The sequence below is a fragment of the Streptomyces sp. NPDC045678 genome (assembly GCF_056432085.1).
On sequence record NZ_JBWKJS010000001.1, the window covers coordinates 919,237 to 936,449 of the forward strand.

The following is a 17,213-nucleotide window of genomic DNA, read 5'->3' on the forward strand; positions in this document are numbered from 1 at the left end:
GGGTGAGCCCCGGTTGAACCCGGGGCGGGGGGCCGTGCGTCGCGCGGCGCCGCCCGCCGCGCAGCGGTCCGAAGGCGTCCGGCGTGCGGACGGTGGCCGTGCGCTGCGAAACTCGGTCGCCGTCGCGCCCCGTCGCCCCTACCGTGCCGATCATGCTGCCCGAAGTGAACACCGACGAAGAGTGGGACCGCGTCGTCCCCGACGACACGATCGTGCGCCCCGGCGCCGAGGACCTGTGCGCACGCCTCGGGTTCGCCGGGGCGCGTCTCACCCGCTACACGGCAGGCTCCCAGCCGGTCTACGCGGTCGGCGACGCACACGTACTGAAGCTGTTCCCCGGTATGGACGCGCGGGACGCGGTCACCGAGGCCCGGGTCCTGAGCCACGTGGCGGGCCGCCTCCCCGTCCCCACGCCCCGTCTGCACGGCGAGGGACCGTACGACAACGGCTGGCGCTACGTCCTCATGTCCCGCCTGCCCGGCGAGGACCTCGCCGTCGCCTGGCCGCGCATTCCGCGCGCCGACCGCGAACGCGTCGTCACCGACGCCGCCGAAGCGCTCGCCGCACTCCACGCGCTCGACCACGCCCCGCTCGCCGACGTCCTCGGGCCCGGCGACTGGGGCGCGTTCCTCGACCGGCAGCGGGCCCGGGCGGTCGGCCGGCAGCGGACGTGCGGGCTGCCGGAGAGCTGGCTGGAGCAGATCCCCGGGTTCCTGGACTCCGTGCCGACGCCCGACGCGGGGAGCGTACGACCGGCGCTGCTGCACACCGAGTTCATGCGCCAGCACCTGATCGCCGACCCGGCCGACGGCTGGCGGCTCACCGGGCTCTTCGACTTCGAGCCCGCCATGATCGGCGACCCCGCGTACGACTTCGTGGGCGTCGGCCTCTTCGTCACGCGCGGTGAGCCGGGCCTGCTCGCCCGCTTCATGAAGGCGTACGGCCGGACGTTCGAGCCGCGCCTGCTCCTCGCGTATACCCTGCTCCACGTGTACAGCAATCTGCCCTGGTACCTGCGGGAGCTGCCCGCTCCGGCGGAGCCGACGTTGGACGCGCTGGCCGAGGCGTGGTTCGGGCAGTAGAGCCCGGAGGGTGAGGACCTGTCAGACGGTCTTGAGGGGGCGGTGCGGGCCCTCCGGCAGGACGATGCCGATCGCGTCGCCGGGCCGGACCTCGCCGCCCCGGCGCACGACGCTCATCACGCCCGCCTTGTAGAAGACGGCGCCCGACGCGTCACGGCCGACGACCTTCTTCATCAGGCCGGCCCGGAAGTCGTCGATCTGCCGGCACGGGTTGCGCAGGCCCGTGATCTCCAGGACCGCCTCGTCGCCGAGGTGCAGGAGGGCGCCGGTGGGGAGGCCGAGCAGGTCGATGCCGCGCGTGGTGACGTTCTCGCCGAGCTCGCCCGGCGCCACGGTGAAGCCGTCTTCCGCCAGCTCGTCGAAGAGCTCCTCGTGGATGAGGTGCACCTGGCGGAGGTTCGGCTGGTCCGGGTTCTGCGCGACACGGAAGCGGTGCTTCACCTTCGCACCCGCGTGTACGTCGCCCTCGACGCCGAGGCCCGTGAGCAGCGTGACGCCGGCACGGTTCGGCTTGGTGAAGGAGTACGTTCCATTGCTGCTGACCGCAGTGACCGTGGCGCCCATACGGCGACCCTAACCCGCGTCGGCCCGCCGGGACCAAGGTCGGACAGGTGATGCCGAGCACTCCGCGGCCGCCGCGTCCGGGGTGAGCGTGCGCGGGGCGACCAGGGCGGTGACGTTGACGTCGCAGAGCTCCGCGGGGCCTGAGTTCCGGTGCTCGTCGTCCATGCCCCGCGGGCCACGTCTCCGTTCAGGCGGTCTCGTCGCCCTCCGCCGCCGCGCGCACGTTCCTGTTCCTGGCGCCGATCGTCGCGAGTACGCCGACCGCCGTGCCCGCGAGTGCGGCCGGGACCATCCAGGCGCGGTTGAGGGAGTGGCCGAGCGCGTGGTCGGCGGAGTAGCGGCCGGGCCCTGTGACGGCGAGGGCGGCGGAGACCATGCCGAGGAACGCCGGGTACTCGTAGCCGCCGCCCTGGCTGAAGAATCCGTTCGGCGCGTGCACGGCCGCCGCACCGGCCATCGCGCCCGCCGCCGCCGAGCCCGCCGCGGGCGTCGCGAGGCCGAGGGCGAGGAGTGCGCCGCCGCCCGCCTCGCAGAGGCCCGCCACGATGGCGTTCAGACGGCCCGGCGCGTACCCGACGGACTCCATGAAGGCGCCGGTGCCCGCGACACCGCCCCCGCCGAACCAGCCGAAGAGTTTCTGGGCGCCGTGGGCGGCGAGCACGCCGCCGGTGCCCGCGCGGAGCAGCAGCAGCCCGAGGTCACGGCGGTCCAGGCACGTGCAGGTGGTCATGGGGAACTCCTGGTTCGACCCCTCGGCGGGGTGGCGGTCGCGTCGCCTCCACCGTCCACCGGACCGGCCCCGGGCACCCGGCCCACGGGGCCGTACGGGTGACGCCCGTACGGCGGGGCAGCGGTGGCGACGGGCGCCGCCCGGTGTGACGGTGAGGCCATGAGCATCCAGGTGAACCGTCTCGCCGACCCCACGGTCCGCGCTTTCGTGACCGCGGTGAACTCCCACGACAAGGCCGCCTTCGACGCCCTGCTCGCGCCCGGCGCGACCATGGCGGACGACGGCACCGACCGGGACATCGCAGACTGGACGGACCGCGAGATCTTCTCGTCCAACGGCCACATGGACGTCGAGTCGGAGTCGGACGGCGGCCGTGTGCTGACGGCCTCGTACCGCAACGACACGTGGGGCGAGATGCGTACAAAGTGGTACTTCACCGTCGACGACGGAAAGATCACCCGCTTCGAGACGGGCCAGGCCTGACCGTCCTCGTCCTCGTCCTCGGGCCGCTGTCGCAGGGCGACCGTTCCGCGGCGCGGCTCGTTCCCGCGGCCCCCACCGCGGGGCCCCGCCGCGGAGCGGTCGCCCTTCCCCCCACCCCCTGATGGTGGTCAGTGGCAGCTGATGGAGCCGGAGGCGAGCCGCGTCCACTTGCAGGAGTCGAGCTGCGAGCCGCTGGGCTTGATCAGGCGGGCCTGGTCGCCGGTGTTGTTCCAGACGTAGTTGGTGCGACCCCAGTAGCGCACGCCGGACGCGTCGGAGCCCTTGCCGGTGCGGACCTTGACGGTCTTGCCGGCGCCGATCTTGTAGCTGCCGAAGGTGTACGTGTAGCCGGTGTTGTCCTTCAGCTTGTAGCCCTTGAGCTGGATCGCCGAGCGGCTGCTGTTGTGGAGGTTCACCCACTCCGCGTTCAGCGAGGAGTTCGAACGGGTGTCCCGGCCCGGGCTGTCGTACTGAATGGTCCCGAGGTGCAGCCCGCCCTGGTGGCGGGCCGTCGCCGCCGACGCGGGGGACGCGGCGAGCAGCGACACCGACAGGGCGGCGGTGGCGAGGACGGCGGGGACCGTGGTGCGTATGCGCAAGGAGTGCTCCAAGTGTGAAGTTCTCGTGGAGAGGAACTGAGCATAAGGGGAGCACTGACCTTGATTGATGCGGTAGTTCCTATTCCACTTGTGGAGATCTCGCGGCCGCGCCGGAGAGGGGCCGCTCGGCGTTCGGCACGGCGCGGGAGCGGTCCCCGCTCACCATCGGCGGATGAACTCCTGGCGGTCGGCGAAGTTCTCGTAGCCCGCCCGTTCGAAAGCCATGATCATGGCGGTGTTGGCCGCGTCGCAGTCGCCGCGGATCTCCTCGGCGCCCGCCTCCGCCAGCAGCCGCGTGCCGCGGGCCACCACCGCCGTCGCGTAGCCGTTGCCGCGGCATGCGGGAGCCACGGCCACCAGGCCGATCACCGCGGTCGAGGGGTTGCGGGCGGGGAGGCTGAGGGCGGCCGGCGTGCCGTCCGGGGCGTAGCCGATCTCCCACCACCGGGGTTCGTACGCGAACTCCTCCATGTCCGTGAAGAGGCCCTCCGCGGCACGCCGGGCGCCGTGCCGGGCGACCTCGGCGCCGAGGCGGGCGTCGGCGCTGGTCGGCAGCGCGTCGGCGAGGAGGGCGATGAACGGCTCACGGCCCAGGTCGGGCAGGGAACGCCAGTTCAACCGGTCGTCGTGCGAGGTGAGTTCCGCCCCGGAGCGGCGTCGGAAGCGGCGACCCTCCCGGGCGTGCTCGAAGCCCGCCAGACGGAGGAGCTCGGCGCGCCGTTCCGGCTCCGTCTGGAACTGCGGCGGCTGCGCCGGCGAGTCGATGACGTGTTCCAACTCCCCGGCGCCGAGCGAGCCGGCCAGGGCGACGGCCTCGGCAAGCAGTTCCCGGCCGGTGGTCAGGCCGGGTTCGGCCCACGGTGCCTCGAGGAGCACCAGGGCCGTCGGGACGTCGTTCCCGGGGAAGGCCCAGAGCGCGGTGGCCGCGGTGAGCCGGCCGGCCTCGTCCTCCACGACCAGGCACCACTCCGGGCGGGTGCATTTCTTGGCGAGCAGGTCGGTGAGGTAGGCGGCCGTCCCGGCGTTGCGCTCGGGCTGCTCGGAGTGCTGAACGAGGGCGGGCAGTTCGTCTGGGCGCGCGATACGTATAGGCATGTACCGTGATCATCCTTCTCTCGATGACGTAGCCGGCCTTGCGTGAAGTCGTCACTCAGGGGCACCGGCAGGTCCGGCCGAGGACGGTGCGGCGTGGGGCATCGGCCCTTCATTCCGCCGGGTAACGCACCACCAACACCCCCTCCACATCCGTCCCCACCGCCTCGTACAGGTGCGGTACGTCCGCCGCCCACCGGGCGTCGCCGCCCGGGCACACCTCGAGCGGAGCGGAGGCGGGACCGACCCGGGCCGTGCCGCTGAGGACCACCATGTGCTCCTCCGTGCCCGGCACATGAGCGGCCGAGCGTTGCACCGCGCCGCTCCGAATGCGGATGCGATACACCTCCGACACCGCGGCCGCGTCCTGCACGCGGTCCATCAACACCGCGTGCACCGCCGCGCCCTGCACCGGGGCGGGGCCGACGACCGTGCTCAGCGGCGCATCGAGGGCCGTGGTCAGCGCGTACAGCGTCTCCAGAGTCGGATTGCGCCGGCCGGTCTCCAGTTCCGAGAGCGTGCCCTTGCCGACGCCGGAGCGGCGGGCCAGCTCCGACAGCGAAAGCCCGCGGTCCTGGCGCAGACGGCGCAGCCGCGCGCCCACCTCCTGGGTCAGTTCCACAGATCTCCGCCCCTTGCTGCGCCGTTGGCGCATCGGCCGTGACACGGCCAGCGTTCCATAACCAGAACGTTCTGTAAACGGAACGATGGTGCCGCCCCGCCATGAGGCCAAGGAGCGGGCCTCGCAGCCCGATGTGCGCGGCTAGCCCCGGCCGACGTACGGCATGTTCGTCGCGAGCACCGTCGCGAACTGGACGTTCGCCTCCAGGGGCAGTTCCGCCATGTGGCGCACCGTGCGGGCCACGTCCTGCACGTCCATCACCGGCTCGCTCGCCAGTTCGCCGTTCGCCTGGAGGATTCCGGACTGCATGCGTTCGGTCATGTCGGTCGCGGCGTTGCCGATGTCGATCTGGCCGACCGCGATGCGGTAGGGCCTGCCGTCCAGGGAGAGGGACTTGGTCAGGCCGGTCAGGGCGTGCTTCGTCGCCGTGTAGGCCACGGAGTTCGGGCGGGGGGCGTGGGCCGAGATGGAGCCGTTGTTGATGATGCGGCCGCCCTGCGGGTCCTGCTCCTTCATCCGGCGGAACGCCGCCTGCGCGCACAGGAACGCGCCGTTCAGGTTGGTGTCGACGACGTGGCGCCACGCGTCGTAGGGGAGCTCCTCGACCGGGACGCCGCCGGGGCCGAACGTGCCGGCGTTGTTGAAGAGGAGGTCCAGGCGGCCGAAGCGGTCGCCGACGCGGGCGAAGAGGGCCGCCACGTCCTCGGGGCGGGACACGTCCGTACGTACGCAGACGACGGCGTCGTCCCGCGCGCCGGACCCGGCCGCCGCGAGGGACGCCGTCTCCTCAAGGGTCTCCGTGCGGCGACCCGCGAGCGCCACGTACCACCCCGCGGCGAGCAGTTCGAGGGCGACGGAGCGGCCGATTCCGGACCCGGCGCCGGTCACTACGGCGACCTTGGCCGAGGCTCCGGAAGGGGTGGTCCCCGACGCGTTCGATGGGGCAGTTCGCTCAGCGTTCATGGCCCCGCAGCGTACGGGAGGGGCGTCCACGCGGACATCATCCGCCCGCCATATGGGTGTTGTGTACGCGACAGTCGCGCGTCGTCCCCCACCACTTCCATGCCCCTGACACCAATCGTCAGGGGAGGGCCACATGACCAACGCAGGCCAGCAGCACGCACCCGAGATCCGGGCCGCGGCCCAGCACCTGGGACGCCGCCGTTTCCTCACCGCCACCGGCGCCGCCGCAGCACTCGCCTTCGCGACCAACCTGCCCACAACGGGTGTCGCGGCCGCCGCCGAGCTCGACGCCCGGCGCATCGCGGACAACCCCTTCACCCTCGGCGTCGCGTCGGGCGACCCGCAGCCCGCCTCGGTCCTGCTCTGGACCCGCCTCGCCCCCGCCCCCTACGAGCCCGGCGGCGGTCTCCCCCAGCAGCGCGTCACCGTCCGGTGGGAGGTCGCCCACGACGCCCGGTTCCGGCGCGTCGTCAGACGGGGCACGGCCACCGCGCACCCCGAGTACAGCCACACCGTGCACGTCGAGGCGGACCACCTGCAGGCGGGCCGCACGTACTACTTCCGCTTCAGGACCGGCAGTTGGATCAGCGAGACGGGCCGCACCCGCACCGCGCCCAACCCGGCCACCCGCGCCGGCAGCCTCACCCTCGCCGCCGTCTCCTGCCAGGCGTACCACGACGGCTACTTCACCGCGTACAAGCACCTCGCCCAGGACGACGTCGACGTCGTCTTCCACCTCGGCGACTACCTCTACGAGTACGCGGTCAACGCGGTCGGCGGCGCCCGCAACTACACCGACCGCACGCTGCCCGCGCACTTCAACAAGGAGACGAAGACCCTGGAGGACTACCGCCTGCGGTACGCCCTCTACAAGCACGACCCCGACCTGCGCGCCGCACACGCCGCGCACCCCTTCGTCGTCACCTGGGACGACCACGAGACCGAGAACAACTACGCCGACGACATCTCCGAGAACGACGACCCGCCGGCCGAGTTCCTGCTCCGCCGCGCCGCCGCCTACCGCGCCTACTGGGAGAACCAGCCGCTGCGCCGTTCGCAGCTGCCGAGCGGACCGGACGCGCAGCTCTACCGGCGGCTCACCTGGGGCAGGCTCGCCCAGTTCGACATCCTGGACACCCGCCAGTACCGCTCCGACCAGGCCTACGGCGACACGGCCCACGTCCCGGGACCCGAGTCGGACGACCCGGCGCGCACCATCACCGGCGCCACCCAGGAACGCTGGCTCCTCGACGGCTGGCGCCGCTCGCACGCCCTGTGGAACGTCGTCCCCCAGCAGGTCGCCTTCTCCCAGCGCAGGCTGGACCTCAACGCGCGGGCGAAGCTCTCCATGGACGCCTGGGACGGCTACCGCGCCTCCCGCAAGCGGGTCCTCGCGGGCGCCGAGGCCGCGGGCCTCGACAACCTCATGGTCCTCACCGGCGACGTACACGTCGGCTACGCCTTCGACATCAAGGACGACTTCGACGACCCGTCCTCGAAGAACGTCGGCACGGAGATCGTCGCCACGTCCATCGCGAGCGGCAAGGACGGCGCGGACAAGCCGGCCAACTGGGACACGCTCATGAAGGCCAACCCGCACATGAAGTTCTACAACGGCCGCCGCGGCTACGTGACCGTCGCCCTCGACCGCGACTCCGCGCTGGCCGACTTCAAGACGGTCCCGGTGATCACGAAGCCGGGCGCCCCCATCAGCACGGCGGCGTCCTTCGTGACGGAGGCGGGAAACCCGGGCCTGCACCCGGCGTAGCGGAAAGCGGTCCGAACCACCCACCCACAGCTGCGACGATAGAAGCCGGCAGAGGCGAAACGCAGCGACTGGGAGGGGCGCGATGCCTGAACTCGGGCAGGCCACCGAAGACCATCCGATACCGAAGGCGGCGGAGCCATCAGGCTCCGCCGCCCTCCGCCGTACCGGAGCCCTGGTCACCCTCGTGCTCGGCGGCCTCACCGCCGTCCCCGCGCTCTCCATGGACATGTACCTGCCGGCACTGCCGGAGGTCACCGACGCCCTGGGCTCCCCGGCCGCGACCGTCCAGCTGACCCTCACCGCCTGCCTCATGGGCATGGCGCTCGGCCAGCTCGTCGTCGGCCCCATGAGCGACAAGTGGGGCCGCCGCCGCCCGCTCCTCGTCGGCCTGCTCGTCTACGTGATCGCCACCGCGACCTGCGCCTTCGCCCCCACCGTCGAACTCCTCATCGGCTTCCGCCTGCTCCAGGGCCTCGCGGGTTCCGCCGGCATCGTCATCGCCCGCGCGATCGTCCGCGACCTGTACGACGGCGTGGCGATGGCCCGCTTCTTCTCCACCCTGATGCTGATCTCCGGCGTCGCCCCCGTCGCCGCGCCCCTCATCGGCGGCCAGGTACTCCGCTTCACCGACTGGCGCGGCATCTTCGTCGTCCTCACGGTCGTCGGCACCGCCCTGACCCTGCTGGTCTGGCGCCGCCTCCCCGAGACCCTCGCCCCCGAGAAGCGGCACAGCGGCGGCACCGTCGAGGCGCTGCGCACCATGAAGTCGCTCCTCGCCGACCGCGTCTTCGCCGGCTACATGACCGCGGGCGGCTTCGCGTTCGCCGCGCTCTTCGCGTACATCTCCGCCTCGCCCTTCGTGATCCAGGAGATCTACGGCGCGTCCCCGCAGACCTTCAGCCTCCTCTTCGGCGTCAACTCCGTCGGACTGATCGCCGCGGGCCAGATCAACGGCAAGATCCTCGTCGGCCGCACCAGCCTCAACAAGGTCCTCGCCGTCGGCTTCGCCATGATCACCACGGCCGCGACGGCGCTCCTGCTCATGACGACCGGCGTCTTCGGCGACGTCGGCCTGCTCCCCGTCGCCGCCGGCCTCTTCGTCCTCATGTCGTCGATGGGCCTCACCCTGCCCAACACCCAGTCCCTCGCGCTGCTCCGCACGCCGCACGCCGCGGGCTCCGCCTCCGCGCTGCTCGGCACCTCCTCCTTCCTCGTAGGCGCCATCGCCTCGCCGCTCGTCGGCATCGCGGGCGAGGACACGGCCGTCCCGATGGCCGTCGTCCAACTGGCCTGCGCGGTGGCAGCCATCGCATGCTTCGTAGGACTGTGCCGCCCCTGGCAGCACGGACCCACGACGCACGCGACGGAGGCGGACCACTGAGCGCACCCAGACTCCTGCGCCCCGGCACCCCGGACCGCGCGGGCCTCGACCCCGACGAGATCGGCCGCCTCGTCGCCGAGGTGGCCGACCTGACGCGCGGGCCCCGGCCGTGGTGCGCGGGCGCCGTCGTCCTCGTCGGCCGCGGGCCCGTGATCGCGGCGGAGGAGGCGGCGGGCTGGGCGGTGCGCTACGCCTCGTACGATCCGGTGACCGACAGGGGCGTCGAGCTGCCCCCCGAATGGCGGGTGCCGATGCGCACCGGCACCCCCTTCGACCTGGCCTCGCTCACCAAGCTCTTCACGACGGTGGCCGCCGTGCAACAGCTGGAGCGCGGCACGCTCGGCATCGACGCGCTCGTCGGGGCGTACGTTCCCGAGTTCACGGCCGCCGCCCAGCACCGGATCACGGTGCGCCAGCTGCTCACCCACACCTCCGGGCTGCGGCCCGAGCTGCCGCTGTACGACTGCCCGGACGCCGCCGCACGCCTCGCGGCCCTGCGTGCCGAGGCGCCCGTCACCGAACCCGGCGAGTACGTCTACTCGGACCTGAACATGCTGCTCCTCCAGCACATCCTGGAGCGCCTCACCCGCCGCCCCCTCGACGACCTCGTCCGCGAGGGCATCACCCGGCCGCTCGGCATGACCGCCACCGGCTTCGGACCGTGCCCCGACGCGGCCGCGACGGAGGACCAGCGCAGGCCCTGGGCGAAGGCCGACCGGGGGATGCTGCGCGGCACCGTCCACGACGAGAACGCGTGGGCGCTCGGCGGCGTCGCCGGGCACGCCGGGCTCTTCTCGACCGCGCGCGACCTTGCGGTGCTCTGCCGCACGCTGCTGTGCGGCGGTTCGTACGGCAGGGCCCGCATACTCGGCCCCGACTTCGTCGAGCTGATGCTCGCGGGCACGGGACTCGGCTTCGGCATCGACCAGCCGTGGTTCATGGGGGAGCTCGCGGGGCGCGGTGCGGCCGGCCACACGGGCTTCACCGGCACATCGCTGGTCCTCGACCCGTCGACGGACACGTTCCTGGTCCTCCTCGCCAACACGGTCCATCCGCGCCGCCGCCCCGCCGACAACGCGCCCCGGGCCGCGGCGGCCACGCGGCTCGCGCGGGCGGCGCGGGGGCGGTAGCGCTGCGCTTGCTCGGAGGCGGTGCCGCGGGCTCGTCTGCCCGGCTGGGCAGCGTCGGCGGCTGCGGGCCGTAGGTGGCTGGTCGCGCAGTTCCCCGCGCCCCCAAACAGCCCCTGCGGGGCTGTGCGCAGTTCCCCGCGCCCCCAGGCAGCCCCTGCCGGCGGTGCCGGGGGTGTTTTAGGGGCGCGGGGAACTGCGCGAGCGGCCACGACGGGCCCGCACCCGCTGAACGGCCCGAGCCGGGCAGACGCACCGTGCCCCGTAGAATCACCGGGTGAACGCCCCCACCCCCCAGGCCACGGCCGCCGCATCCCCGGCCGAGACCCTGCGTGCCGCCCTCGCCGGGCTTCTGGACGGTCTTCCGCCGCGGCAGGCGGCACAGGCCGTTGAGCGGCTGATCGCCAACTATCGGGGGCGGACCCCGACCGACGCGCCGATTCTGCGGGACCGCGCGGACGTCGTCGCGTACGCCGCGTACCGGATGCCCGCGACGTTCGAGGCGGTCCGGGCCGCGCTCGGCGCGCTCGCGGACGCGGCGCCGGAGGGATGGGCGCCCGGACGTCACGTGGACGTGGGCGGCGGGACCGGCGCGGCGACGTGGGCGGTCGCGGCGACCTGGGCGGGGGAGCGGCCCGTGACGGTGCTCGACTGGGCCGAGCCCGCGCTCGCGCTGGGCCGGGAACTGGCCGACGCGGCGCCTCAGCTGCGCGGCGTCCAGTGGCAGCGCTCTCGTATCGGAGCGGCGCTCGCGATCGAGAGCACTGATCTCGTCACGGTGTCGTACGTCCTGGGAGAGCTCACGGAGGCCGACCGGCGTTCCGTCGTCGACGCCGCCGCCGAGGCGGCGGAACAGGCCGTCGTCGTCATCGAGCCCGGCACCCCCGACGGCTACGAGCGCGTCATCGAGGCACGCGACCGGCTCATCGCCGCGGGCTACCGCATCGCCGCGCCCTGCCCGCACAGCGCGGCCTGCCCCATCGAGCCCGGCACGGACTGGTGCCACTTCTCCGCCCGCGTCAGCAGGTCGTCCCTGCACCGCCGGGTCAAGGGCGGCTCCCTGGCGTACGAGGACGAGAAGTTCAGCTACGTCGCCGCGGTCCGCTTCGACCCGGACCCCGCGCCCTCGCGCGTCGTGCGCCGCCCGCAGATCCGCAAGGGCCAGGTCCTCCTCGACCTGTGCGGACCCGAGGAGGCGCTGCGCAGGGAGACCGTGACCAAACGCCACGGCCCCCTCTACCGCGCGGCGCGCGACGCGGACTGGGGCGACGCGTGGCCGCCCCCGTCCGCGGAGTGAACTACCTCGGGCCCCAGGTCCCCTGGTTCGCCGAGCAGTTCCAGCCGGACCCGCGCAGGGTGAACTTCACACCGAACGAACGGGTGTTGAGCAGCCGGGTCTGCACCTTGAAGCCGAGCTTCGCCTTGCCCTTGAAGGTCTTGTCGTAGACCGAGACGGTCTTCGTCGTCCGGTGGGTGATCTTGCCACCCGTCGGCGTCGCCCTCTTGAAGCGGACGTTCTTGGTGTTGGTCACCGTGAAGGTGACCTTCTTGATGCTCTTGGTGGTCTTGCTCTTGATGCCGAAGTACAGGCCCCCGTTGGTCACGTTCCCGTACCGGTCGTACGAGAAGCGCTTCGGGTAGACGATGTCGATCGGGCAGCCGTTGACGGCCCGCGGCGCGGACTTGACGGTCGGCCCGGACGCCGCGGAAGCGGACCCGGCCAGGCCCAGCTGAGCGGCGGTGAGCGCCCCCGCGGTGGCCAGAACTGCGGCGGACGTGCGCATGCGGTTCACTGCGCTGATACCTCTTCTTCCCCCTGGGCCCTGGTGGGCCCAACTTTTTGGTTGTGGTGTTGCGTTCGTATTGTTAGCACGAAGTCAGCCAGATGGCTGAACCGACCCTGCCCTCGCGGGAACCGCCCCCTGTTCTTAAAAGGTTCTTAGAGGCGGCGACTATCCACTACTCCATGCCGAACAAGAGCAGTTCTCCCGGCCACGCCCGCAGGCGGTCGGAGACCCGTTTCCTCGCCCTGTCCATCGTCCTGGCGGTCGCCGCCGCGGGAGCCACCACCTACGCCTTCACCGCGGGGGCCGAGGAGCCGCACGGCCGCGACGTCGAACTCTCCCTCGACGGCGGCACCGCGGTCGTCGACACCGCCACGCTCGCCGTCCGCGCCCGCACCGGCGCGGGACACGACCTCACCCTCTCCGACGCCGCGGGCACCGACCTCGGCAAGCCGGGCCCCGTGACCCGTACCGGCAAGGACCGGGCCCGCTGGAGCTACCCCGAGCGCGGCATCGACATCACCGCGCGCACCGACCACGGCCGCCTCTCCCTCAGCATGAAGGCGCACCGCGACACCAGGCTCAACTGGCCCGTCACCGGCACCGACGCCTCCGCGTCGTCCCTGCAACTGCCCCGCGGCGAAGGCCTGGACATACCCGTCAAGGACACGTTCTGGACCAAGGGCAAGGGGCAACTCGCGGGCAGCACCGTCGACATGAGCGAGGGCCTGACCCTGCCGCTGTGGGGCTACTCCCTCGGCAGGCACACCGGCGTCAGCTACCTCACCCCCACCGACATCGGCACGGACCTCGGCTTCACCGCCGACCGCGGGAGGCTGCGCACCACCGCCGAGCACACCTTCGACCGCGGCGAGGGCACCCGCGACTACACCGTCACGTTCGCCCTGACCGACGGCGACGCGGTCGCGCCCGCCGCCGACTACCGCTCCTACCTCGCCGAACGCGGCCGCCTCGGCAGCCTGAAGCGGAAGATCGCGAAGAACCCGGCCACGGAGAAGCTCCTCGGCGCCTTCCACGCCTACACCTGGGGCACCGCCCGCACGGCGGAGGGCGTCGAACAGCTCCGCAAGCTCGGCGTCGACCGGATGTGGCTCGGCTACGACGCGGGCCCGGGCCCCATGGACAAGGCCGCGGTGAGCGCGGCCAAGAAGGCCGGCTACCTCGTCGGCCCCTACGACTCCTTCGCCAACGGCCAGGACCCGAAGAGCGCCGACAGCCCCACCTCCGCCTGGCCGGGCACCGTCTATCCCGACTACTGCGTGCGGGACGCGAAGGGCAAGCCGGAGACCGGCTTCGGCGGCCGCGGCTGCTACCTCAGCTCCCAGGCCTTCGAGCGGGCCGAACCGCGCGAGCACCACCTCGCGGACCGCACCCGCTCCATGGTCGCCAACGGCGCCGACAGCTACTTCCTCGACGTGGACGCCACCGGCGAACTCTTCAGGGACCACGCCGAGGGCCACCGCATGACCAAGGCGAAGGACCGCACGAACCGCCTCGCGCGGATGAAGCGCATCGCGGAGCACGGCAAGGGCGGCCTCGTCCTCGGCTCCGAGACCGCCGGAGCCTGGGCGAACCGGGCCCTCGCCTTCGACCACGGCGCGGGCACCCCGGCCGCCGACGGACTGTGGGCGCTCCAGAAGGACCGCGAGAAGTGGGGCGGCTACTACCCGGAGGCCGCACCCGGCATCTTCTTCAAGCCGGTCGGCCTGCCCGCCGACCTCGCCAAGGCGATGTACGACCCGCGCTACCGCGTACCGCTGTACGAGACCGCGCTGCACGGCTCCCTCGTCAACGCCGAGCGCTGGGAGCTCTCGTACGAGAAGCTGCCGGACCAGAAGACCGACCGCGCGCTGACCGCGATGCTCTACAACATCCCTCTCAACTACGTCCTCGACGGCCCGTCCCTGAAGAAGCACGGCGCCGAACTGGCCTCGCTCCAGCAGTACTTCGCGCCGCTGCACAAGGCCGCGGGCACCGAGCCCCTCACCTCCTACCGGCGCCTGACCGCCGACCACACGGTCCAGCGCACGGTGTTCGGCGGGGGCACGCTGACCGTCACGGCCAACTTCGGCACCACGGCACACGCCGGGCTGCCGGGCGGCTGCGTCGACGCCCGCCTCAAGGGCGACGACGAGCCGCGCCGGCTCTGCCCGGCCGAGCTGCGGAAGAGCTAGCTCCGCAGCTCCTGCGTGCAGCACTTCACGCTGCCGCCGCCCTTGAGCAGTTCGCTCAGATCCATCGGGACGGGTTCGTAGCCGCGCTCGCGCAGGGGCTCGAAGAGCCCCGCCGCGGCCTGCGGAAGCAGGACGTGGAGGCCGTCGGAGACGGCGTTGAGCCCGAGCGCCACGGCGTCGGGCTCGTCCGCGATCAGCGCGTCGGGGAAGAGCCGCCGCAGGACCGCGCGGCTGCCGGGCGAGAAGGCGGGCGGGTAGTACATGACGTCGTCCGCCGCGTCGTCCAGGACGGCGAGCGCGGTGTCCAGGTGGTAATAGCGCGGATCGATGAGGTCGAGGCCGATGACCGGGCGGCCGAAGCACTCCTGTGCCTCGCCGTGGGAGAGCGGACTGGCCCGGAAGCCGCGTCCGGCCAGCACGTAGGAGGAGGTGACGGCGAAGTCGCCCTCGCCCTCGTTGATGTGGACGGGTTCGTGGATCTCGGTGAAGCCGTGGGCGCGGAACCACTCCAGGTGGGCCACGGCCTCCCGCTCGCGCTCGGCGTAGGCGAAGCGGGCGCCCAGCACGCGGCCCCCGACGACGGTCGCGCCGTTCGCGGCGTAGACCATGTCCGGCAGACCGGGCTGGGGGGTGAGCTCCTCGACGGTGTGGCCGAGCGAGCGGTAGCGGTCGCGCAGGACCTCCCACTGGGCGATGGCGAGGGGGACGTCGACCGGTTTGGCGGGGTCCATCCAGGGGTTGATGGAGTAGGTGACCTTGAAGTGTGCCGGTGGGCACATCAGATAGCGCCGGGGTGTGGCGCGCCGAGGAGAGCGAGGATTGCGGGACAAAGAAGGCTCCTCACGTACCGCAGGGTCATGTGCTGCCCTTGGTGGGGCAGTTGATGCCCATAGTGCGGTGTGAGGAGCCTTCGCGCTGTGCACCGAACGGGTGGTTACCGGCATGGTCACCGCACCACCCGTGCCATGCCTCACGGCCTGCCGTGCGCCTCGCGGCCCTCCCGCAGCTTGCGCAGCAGCTCACGCTTCTGCTCCTGTGCGTCGAGCGCGCCGCCGACGCGGCCGCCGTGGCCCGCGCCGCGCAGTGCGCCGCGGGAGAGGTTGCTGCGGGTGCCGCCGACGCCCAGCATGTTTCCGGATCCACCTCGGGTCATGTCGTGCTCCTCCAGCGTGTGTCGAGACGTTCAGCGAGACGTATCGTCTCGCGACAGCGACCACTATCAACGAGACGGAACGTCTTGTCAAGACGGGACGTCTCGGTTCGCCCGCTGCTACATTCGACGCATGGCCCAGAAGACTGCCCCCGACTCCACGCGCCGCAGCGAACGTTCGCGCCGCGCGATCTACGACGCCGCCCTCGCCCTCGTCACCGAGGTCGGCTACGCGAAGCTCACGATCGAGGCCATCGCCGCCCGCGCCGGCGTCGGCAAGCAGACGATCTACCGCTGGTGGACGTCCAAGGGCGCCGTCCTGCTCGACGCCTTCCTCGACCTCGGCGAACAGGCCGCCCGCGCCGCGAGCGAGAACGCGGGCCAGGCCGAGATCCGGACCGAGATCCCGAACTCGGGCGACCTGGAGGCCGACCTCAAGTACGTGCTGCGGGCCACCGTCGACGAGTTCAACGACGCCAAGTACGACGCCCCCTACCGCGCGCTCGCCGCCGAGGGGCTGCTCAACCCCGAACTGGGCGCCGAGTTCGTCGAGAAGCTCCTGGAACCGCAGCTCCAGCTCTACGTGAAGCGCCTGGAGCAGGCCCGCGACGCCGGGCAGGTCGCCCCCGGCATCGACCCCCGCATCGCCCTCGAACTGTGGGCCGGCCCGCTCGCCCAGCGCTGGATGATGCGCTCGGGCCCGCTCACCCACGCCTACGCCGACACGCTCGTGGAGTACGCCCTCTACGGCATCACCCCGCGCCCCCGGACGCCCTGACCCGGCCCGGACCGCGAAGGACGGGCTCAGCGCCTGACGGGCCCGCCCACCTTCACCGGCTTGTACTTCTTGACCGGCCGGCGCGAGAGCAGGCCCGGGGCGTCCGTGATCACGCCGTTGCAGCCGAGCCACAGCACCCGGTCGCGCTGCTTCGGAGTGGTCACCGTGTGCGCCCACACCCGGGGGATGCCCGAGTTGACCGCGCGCAGCAGGTCGCCGTCGCGTGCCTTGTAGTCCACGTCCAGGACGTCCACGAACGCCGCCCACCCCTCGGGACGGTCGGTGAGCATCTGCCTCCTGGAGCGCCACAGCTGGGCGAGCAGCCCCAGCCGGTGGGCGCGCCGTGCGACCACCGGATCGTTGGTGTTCACGAACACCGAGCGGGTCAGCTTGCGCGAGCGGATCAGCCGGGCCAGCGGACCGAGGCTCTTGGGATCCTTCGCCTCCAGCATCAGCATGATCTTCCCGCCGAACCGGTCGAGGACCTCCGTGACCGTCGGCGGCCGCTCCGGGCGCCAGTGGCCCGGCAGCGCGGTCTCCGGCCGCAGCCGGATGGCCAGCCAGTCCCACCGGTCCATGTCGCGGACCGGACCCGACGCGTACGTGGTGCGGTCCACGGTCTCGTCGTGCATGACCACCAGCGTGCCGTCGCGCAGCATCCGCGTATCGAAGTCGATGACCTGGGCCGTGCCGCGCTTGAAGGCCGCCAGGAGGCCCGACATGCTGTTCTCCGGTACCTCCAGGGCTCCGCCGCGGTGCGCCGTGTAGACGACGCGGGGGAGTGCGTCCACGGTCAGGGGCCCGCCGCCCCACTCGATCGGGGCGAGGAAGCCGTTCGGTGCCGTGAGGGTGAGCGCCGTGAGGCCCGTCAGCACAGTCCTAATGACCATGGCGC

19 protein-coding genes are annotated in these 17,213 nt (G+C 72.3%); 8 read left to right on the top strand and 11 right to left on the bottom strand.

Annotated elements, in window-relative coordinates; genetic code table 11:
- Window positions 1-152 precede the first annotated feature (152 nt).
- A complete protein-coding gene (locus tag AC07DO_RS04000) occupies window positions 153-1,082 on the top strand; it encodes an aminoglycoside phosphotransferase family protein (protein WP_479056864.1) in 930 nt (309 codons plus the stop codon).
- 21 nt (window positions 1,083-1,103) lie between these two features.
- Here the strand turns inward: AC07DO_RS04000 and AC07DO_RS04005 are convergent, their stop codons facing one another.
- From AC07DO_RS04005 to AC07DO_RS04015, 3 genes are read right to left on the bottom strand one after another with little or no spacing between them, the layout of a single operon-like run.
- Window positions 1,104-1,646: an MOSC domain-containing protein gene (locus tag AC07DO_RS04005; protein WP_479056866.1), complete on the bottom strand. Its 543-nt coding sequence runs from the start codon at window positions 1,644-1,646 to the stop codon at window positions 1,104-1,106.
- 9 nt (window positions 1,647-1,655) lie between these two features.
- Entirely contained in the window at window positions 1,656-1,811 is a 156-nt protein-coding gene (locus AC07DO_RS04010; RefSeq protein WP_479056868.1) for a hypothetical protein, read from the bottom strand.
- A 22-nt stretch (window positions 1,812-1,833) separates the two neighbouring features.
- Window positions 1,834-2,376, bottom strand: coding sequence for a DoxX family membrane protein (locus AC07DO_RS04015; RefSeq protein WP_479056869.1), 543 nt, complete (start codon window positions 2,374-2,376; stop codon window positions 1,834-1,836).
- Between the two features lie 159 nt (window positions 2,377-2,535).
- Between AC07DO_RS04015 and AC07DO_RS04020 the strand changes: the two genes are divergently transcribed.
- Window positions 2,536-2,859 carry a nuclear transport factor 2 family protein gene (locus tag AC07DO_RS04020; protein ID WP_479056871.1) on the top strand — a complete coding sequence of 108 codons (324 nt, stop codon included), beginning with the start codon at window positions 2,536-2,538 and terminating at the stop codon, window positions 2,857-2,859.
- Between the two features lie 128 nt (window positions 2,860-2,987).
- On the opposite strand, the gene AC07DO_RS04025 is transcribed toward AC07DO_RS04020, so the two are convergent.
- The 4 genes from AC07DO_RS04025 to AC07DO_RS04040 all read right to left on the bottom strand — a co-directional run bounded on the left by AC07DO_RS04025 (window position 2,988) and on the right by AC07DO_RS04040 (window position 6,135).
- Window positions 2,988-3,458 carry a lamin tail domain-containing protein gene (locus AC07DO_RS04025; protein ID WP_479056872.1) on the bottom strand — a complete coding sequence of 157 codons (471 nt, stop codon included), beginning with the start codon at window positions 3,456-3,458 and terminating at the stop codon, window positions 2,988-2,990.
- Between the two features lie 159 nt (window positions 3,459-3,617).
- Window positions 3,618-4,553, bottom strand: a complete 936-nt coding sequence (locus AC07DO_RS04030) for a GNAT family N-acetyltransferase (RefSeq protein ID WP_479056873.1) — start codon at window positions 4,551-4,553, stop codon at window positions 3,618-3,620.
- Window positions 4,554-4,662: 109 nt separating this feature from the next.
- Entirely contained in the window at window positions 4,663-5,172 is a 510-nt protein-coding gene (locus AC07DO_RS04035; protein WP_479056875.1) for a helix-turn-helix domain-containing protein, read from the bottom strand.
- 141 nt (window positions 5,173-5,313) lie between these two features.
- Window positions 5,314-6,135, bottom strand: a complete 822-nt coding sequence (locus tag AC07DO_RS04040) for an SDR family oxidoreductase (RefSeq protein WP_479056876.1) — start codon at window positions 6,133-6,135, stop codon at window positions 5,314-5,316.
- Window positions 6,136-6,268: 133 nt separating this feature from the next.
- Between AC07DO_RS04040 and AC07DO_RS04045 the strand changes: the two genes are divergently transcribed.
- From AC07DO_RS04045 to AC07DO_RS04060, 4 genes are all read left to right on the top strand, one after another.
- Complete coding sequence (locus tag AC07DO_RS04045; RefSeq protein WP_479056877.1) at window positions 6,269-7,903, top strand: alkaline phosphatase D family protein; 1,635 nt, start codon at window positions 6,269-6,271, stop codon at window positions 7,901-7,903.
- A gap of 82 nt (window positions 7,904-7,985) precedes the next feature.
- Entirely contained in the window at window positions 7,986-9,284 is a 1,299-nt protein-coding gene (locus AC07DO_RS04050) for a multidrug effflux MFS transporter (protein WP_479056878.1), read from the top strand.
- Entirely contained in the window at window positions 9,215-10,414 is a 1,200-nt protein-coding gene (locus AC07DO_RS04055; RefSeq protein ID WP_479056880.1) for a serine hydrolase domain-containing protein, read from the top strand. Before AC07DO_RS04050 ends, AC07DO_RS04055 begins: the two co-directional genes overlap by 70 nt.
- A gap of 274 nt (window positions 10,415-10,688) precedes the next feature.
- Window positions 10,689-11,708 carry a small ribosomal subunit Rsm22 family protein gene (locus AC07DO_RS04060; protein WP_479056881.1) on the top strand — a complete coding sequence of 340 codons (1,020 nt, stop codon included), beginning with the start codon at window positions 10,689-10,691 and terminating at the stop codon, window positions 11,706-11,708.
- Window position 11,709: 1 nt separating this feature from the next.
- On the opposite strand, the gene AC07DO_RS04065 is transcribed toward AC07DO_RS04060, so the two are convergent.
- On the bottom strand, window positions 11,710-12,195 hold the full coding sequence (locus AC07DO_RS04065) for a hypothetical protein (protein ID WP_479056882.1): 486 nt from the start codon (window positions 12,193-12,195) through the stop codon (window positions 11,710-11,712).
- A gap of 182 nt (window positions 12,196-12,377) precedes the next feature.
- On the opposite strand from AC07DO_RS04065, the gene AC07DO_RS04070 reads away from it, so the two are divergent.
- Window positions 12,378-14,390 (top strand): glycoside hydrolase, encoded by a 2,013-nt coding sequence (locus tag AC07DO_RS04070; protein WP_479056884.1) that lies wholly within the window; start codon window positions 12,378-12,380, stop codon window positions 14,388-14,390.
- On the opposite strand, the gene ddaH is transcribed toward AC07DO_RS04070, so the two are convergent.
- Together ddaH and AC07DO_RS04080 are read right to left on the bottom strand one after the other, a co-directional pair.
- The gene (ddaH, locus tag AC07DO_RS04075) at window positions 14,387-15,220 is read right to left on the bottom strand and encodes a dimethylargininase (RefSeq protein ID WP_479056885.1); all 834 of its coding nucleotides are present in this window, start codon (window positions 15,218-15,220) and stop codon (window positions 14,387-14,389) included. The genes AC07DO_RS04070 and ddaH overlap by 4 nt on opposite strands.
- Before the next feature lie 140 nt (window positions 15,221-15,360).
- Window positions 15,361-15,543: a DUF6243 family protein gene (locus tag AC07DO_RS04080; protein WP_479056886.1), complete on the bottom strand. Its 183-nt coding sequence runs from the start codon at window positions 15,541-15,543 to the stop codon at window positions 15,361-15,363.
- Between the two features lie 130 nt (window positions 15,544-15,673).
- Here AC07DO_RS04080 and AC07DO_RS04085 point away from each other — a divergent pair, with 130 nt between their 5' ends.
- Complete coding sequence (locus AC07DO_RS04085; RefSeq protein ID WP_479056887.1) at window positions 15,674-16,318, top strand: TetR/AcrR family transcriptional regulator; 645 nt, start codon at window positions 15,674-15,676, stop codon at window positions 16,316-16,318.
- A 26-nt stretch (window positions 16,319-16,344) separates the two neighbouring features.
- Here the strand turns inward: AC07DO_RS04085 and AC07DO_RS04090 are convergent, their stop codons facing one another.
- A complete protein-coding gene (locus tag AC07DO_RS04090; RefSeq protein WP_479056888.1) occupies window positions 16,345-17,208 on the bottom strand; it encodes a glycerophosphodiester phosphodiesterase in 864 nt (287 codons plus the stop codon).
- Window positions 17,209-17,213 lie beyond the last annotated feature (5 nt).

Coding starts and splice junctions, on each gene's coding strand:
- AC07DO_RS04000 (WP_479056864.1), top strand. CDS start 153: ATGCTGCCCGAAGTGAACACCGACGAAGAGTGGGACCGCGTCGTCCCC.
- AC07DO_RS04005 (WP_479056866.1), bottom strand. CDS start 1,646: ATGGGCGCCACGGTCACTGCGGTCAGCAGCAATGGAACGTACTCCTTC.
- AC07DO_RS04010 (WP_479056868.1), bottom strand. CDS start 1,811: ATGGACGACGAGCACCGGAACTCAGGCCCCGCGGAGCTCTGCGACGTC.
- AC07DO_RS04015 (WP_479056869.1), bottom strand. CDS start 2,376: ATGACCACCTGCACGTGCCTGGACCGCCGTGACCTCGGGCTGCTGCTG.
- AC07DO_RS04020 (WP_479056871.1), top strand. CDS start 2,536: ATGAGCATCCAGGTGAACCGTCTCGCCGACCCCACGGTCCGCGCTTTC.
- AC07DO_RS04030 (WP_479056873.1), bottom strand. CDS start 4,553: ATGCCTATACGTATCGCGCGCCCAGACGAACTGCCCGCCCTCGTTCAG.
- AC07DO_RS04040 (WP_479056876.1), bottom strand. CDS start 6,135: ATGAACGCTGAGCGAACTGCCCCATCGAACGCGTCGGGGACCACCCCT.
- AC07DO_RS04045 (WP_479056877.1), top strand. CDS start 6,269: ATGACCAACGCAGGCCAGCAGCACGCACCCGAGATCCGGGCCGCGGCC.
- AC07DO_RS04050 (WP_479056878.1), top strand. CDS start 7,986: ATGCCTGAACTCGGGCAGGCCACCGAAGACCATCCGATACCGAAGGCG.
- AC07DO_RS04055 (WP_479056880.1), top strand. CDS start 9,215: ATGCTTCGTAGGACTGTGCCGCCCCTGGCAGCACGGACCCACGACGCA.
- AC07DO_RS04065 (WP_479056882.1), bottom strand. CDS start 12,195: ATGCGCACGTCCGCCGCAGTTCTGGCCACCGCGGGGGCGCTCACCGCC.
- AC07DO_RS04070 (WP_479056884.1), top strand. CDS start 12,378: ATGCCGAACAAGAGCAGTTCTCCCGGCCACGCCCGCAGGCGGTCGGAG.
- AC07DO_RS04080 (WP_479056886.1), bottom strand. CDS start 15,543: ATGACCCGAGGTGGATCCGGAAACATGCTGGGCGTCGGCGGCACCCGC.
- AC07DO_RS04085 (WP_479056887.1), top strand. CDS start 15,674: ATGGCCCAGAAGACTGCCCCCGACTCCACGCGCCGCAGCGAACGTTCG.
- AC07DO_RS04090 (WP_479056888.1), bottom strand. CDS start 17,208: ATGGTCATTAGGACTGTGCTGACGGGCCTCACGGCGCTCACCCTCACG.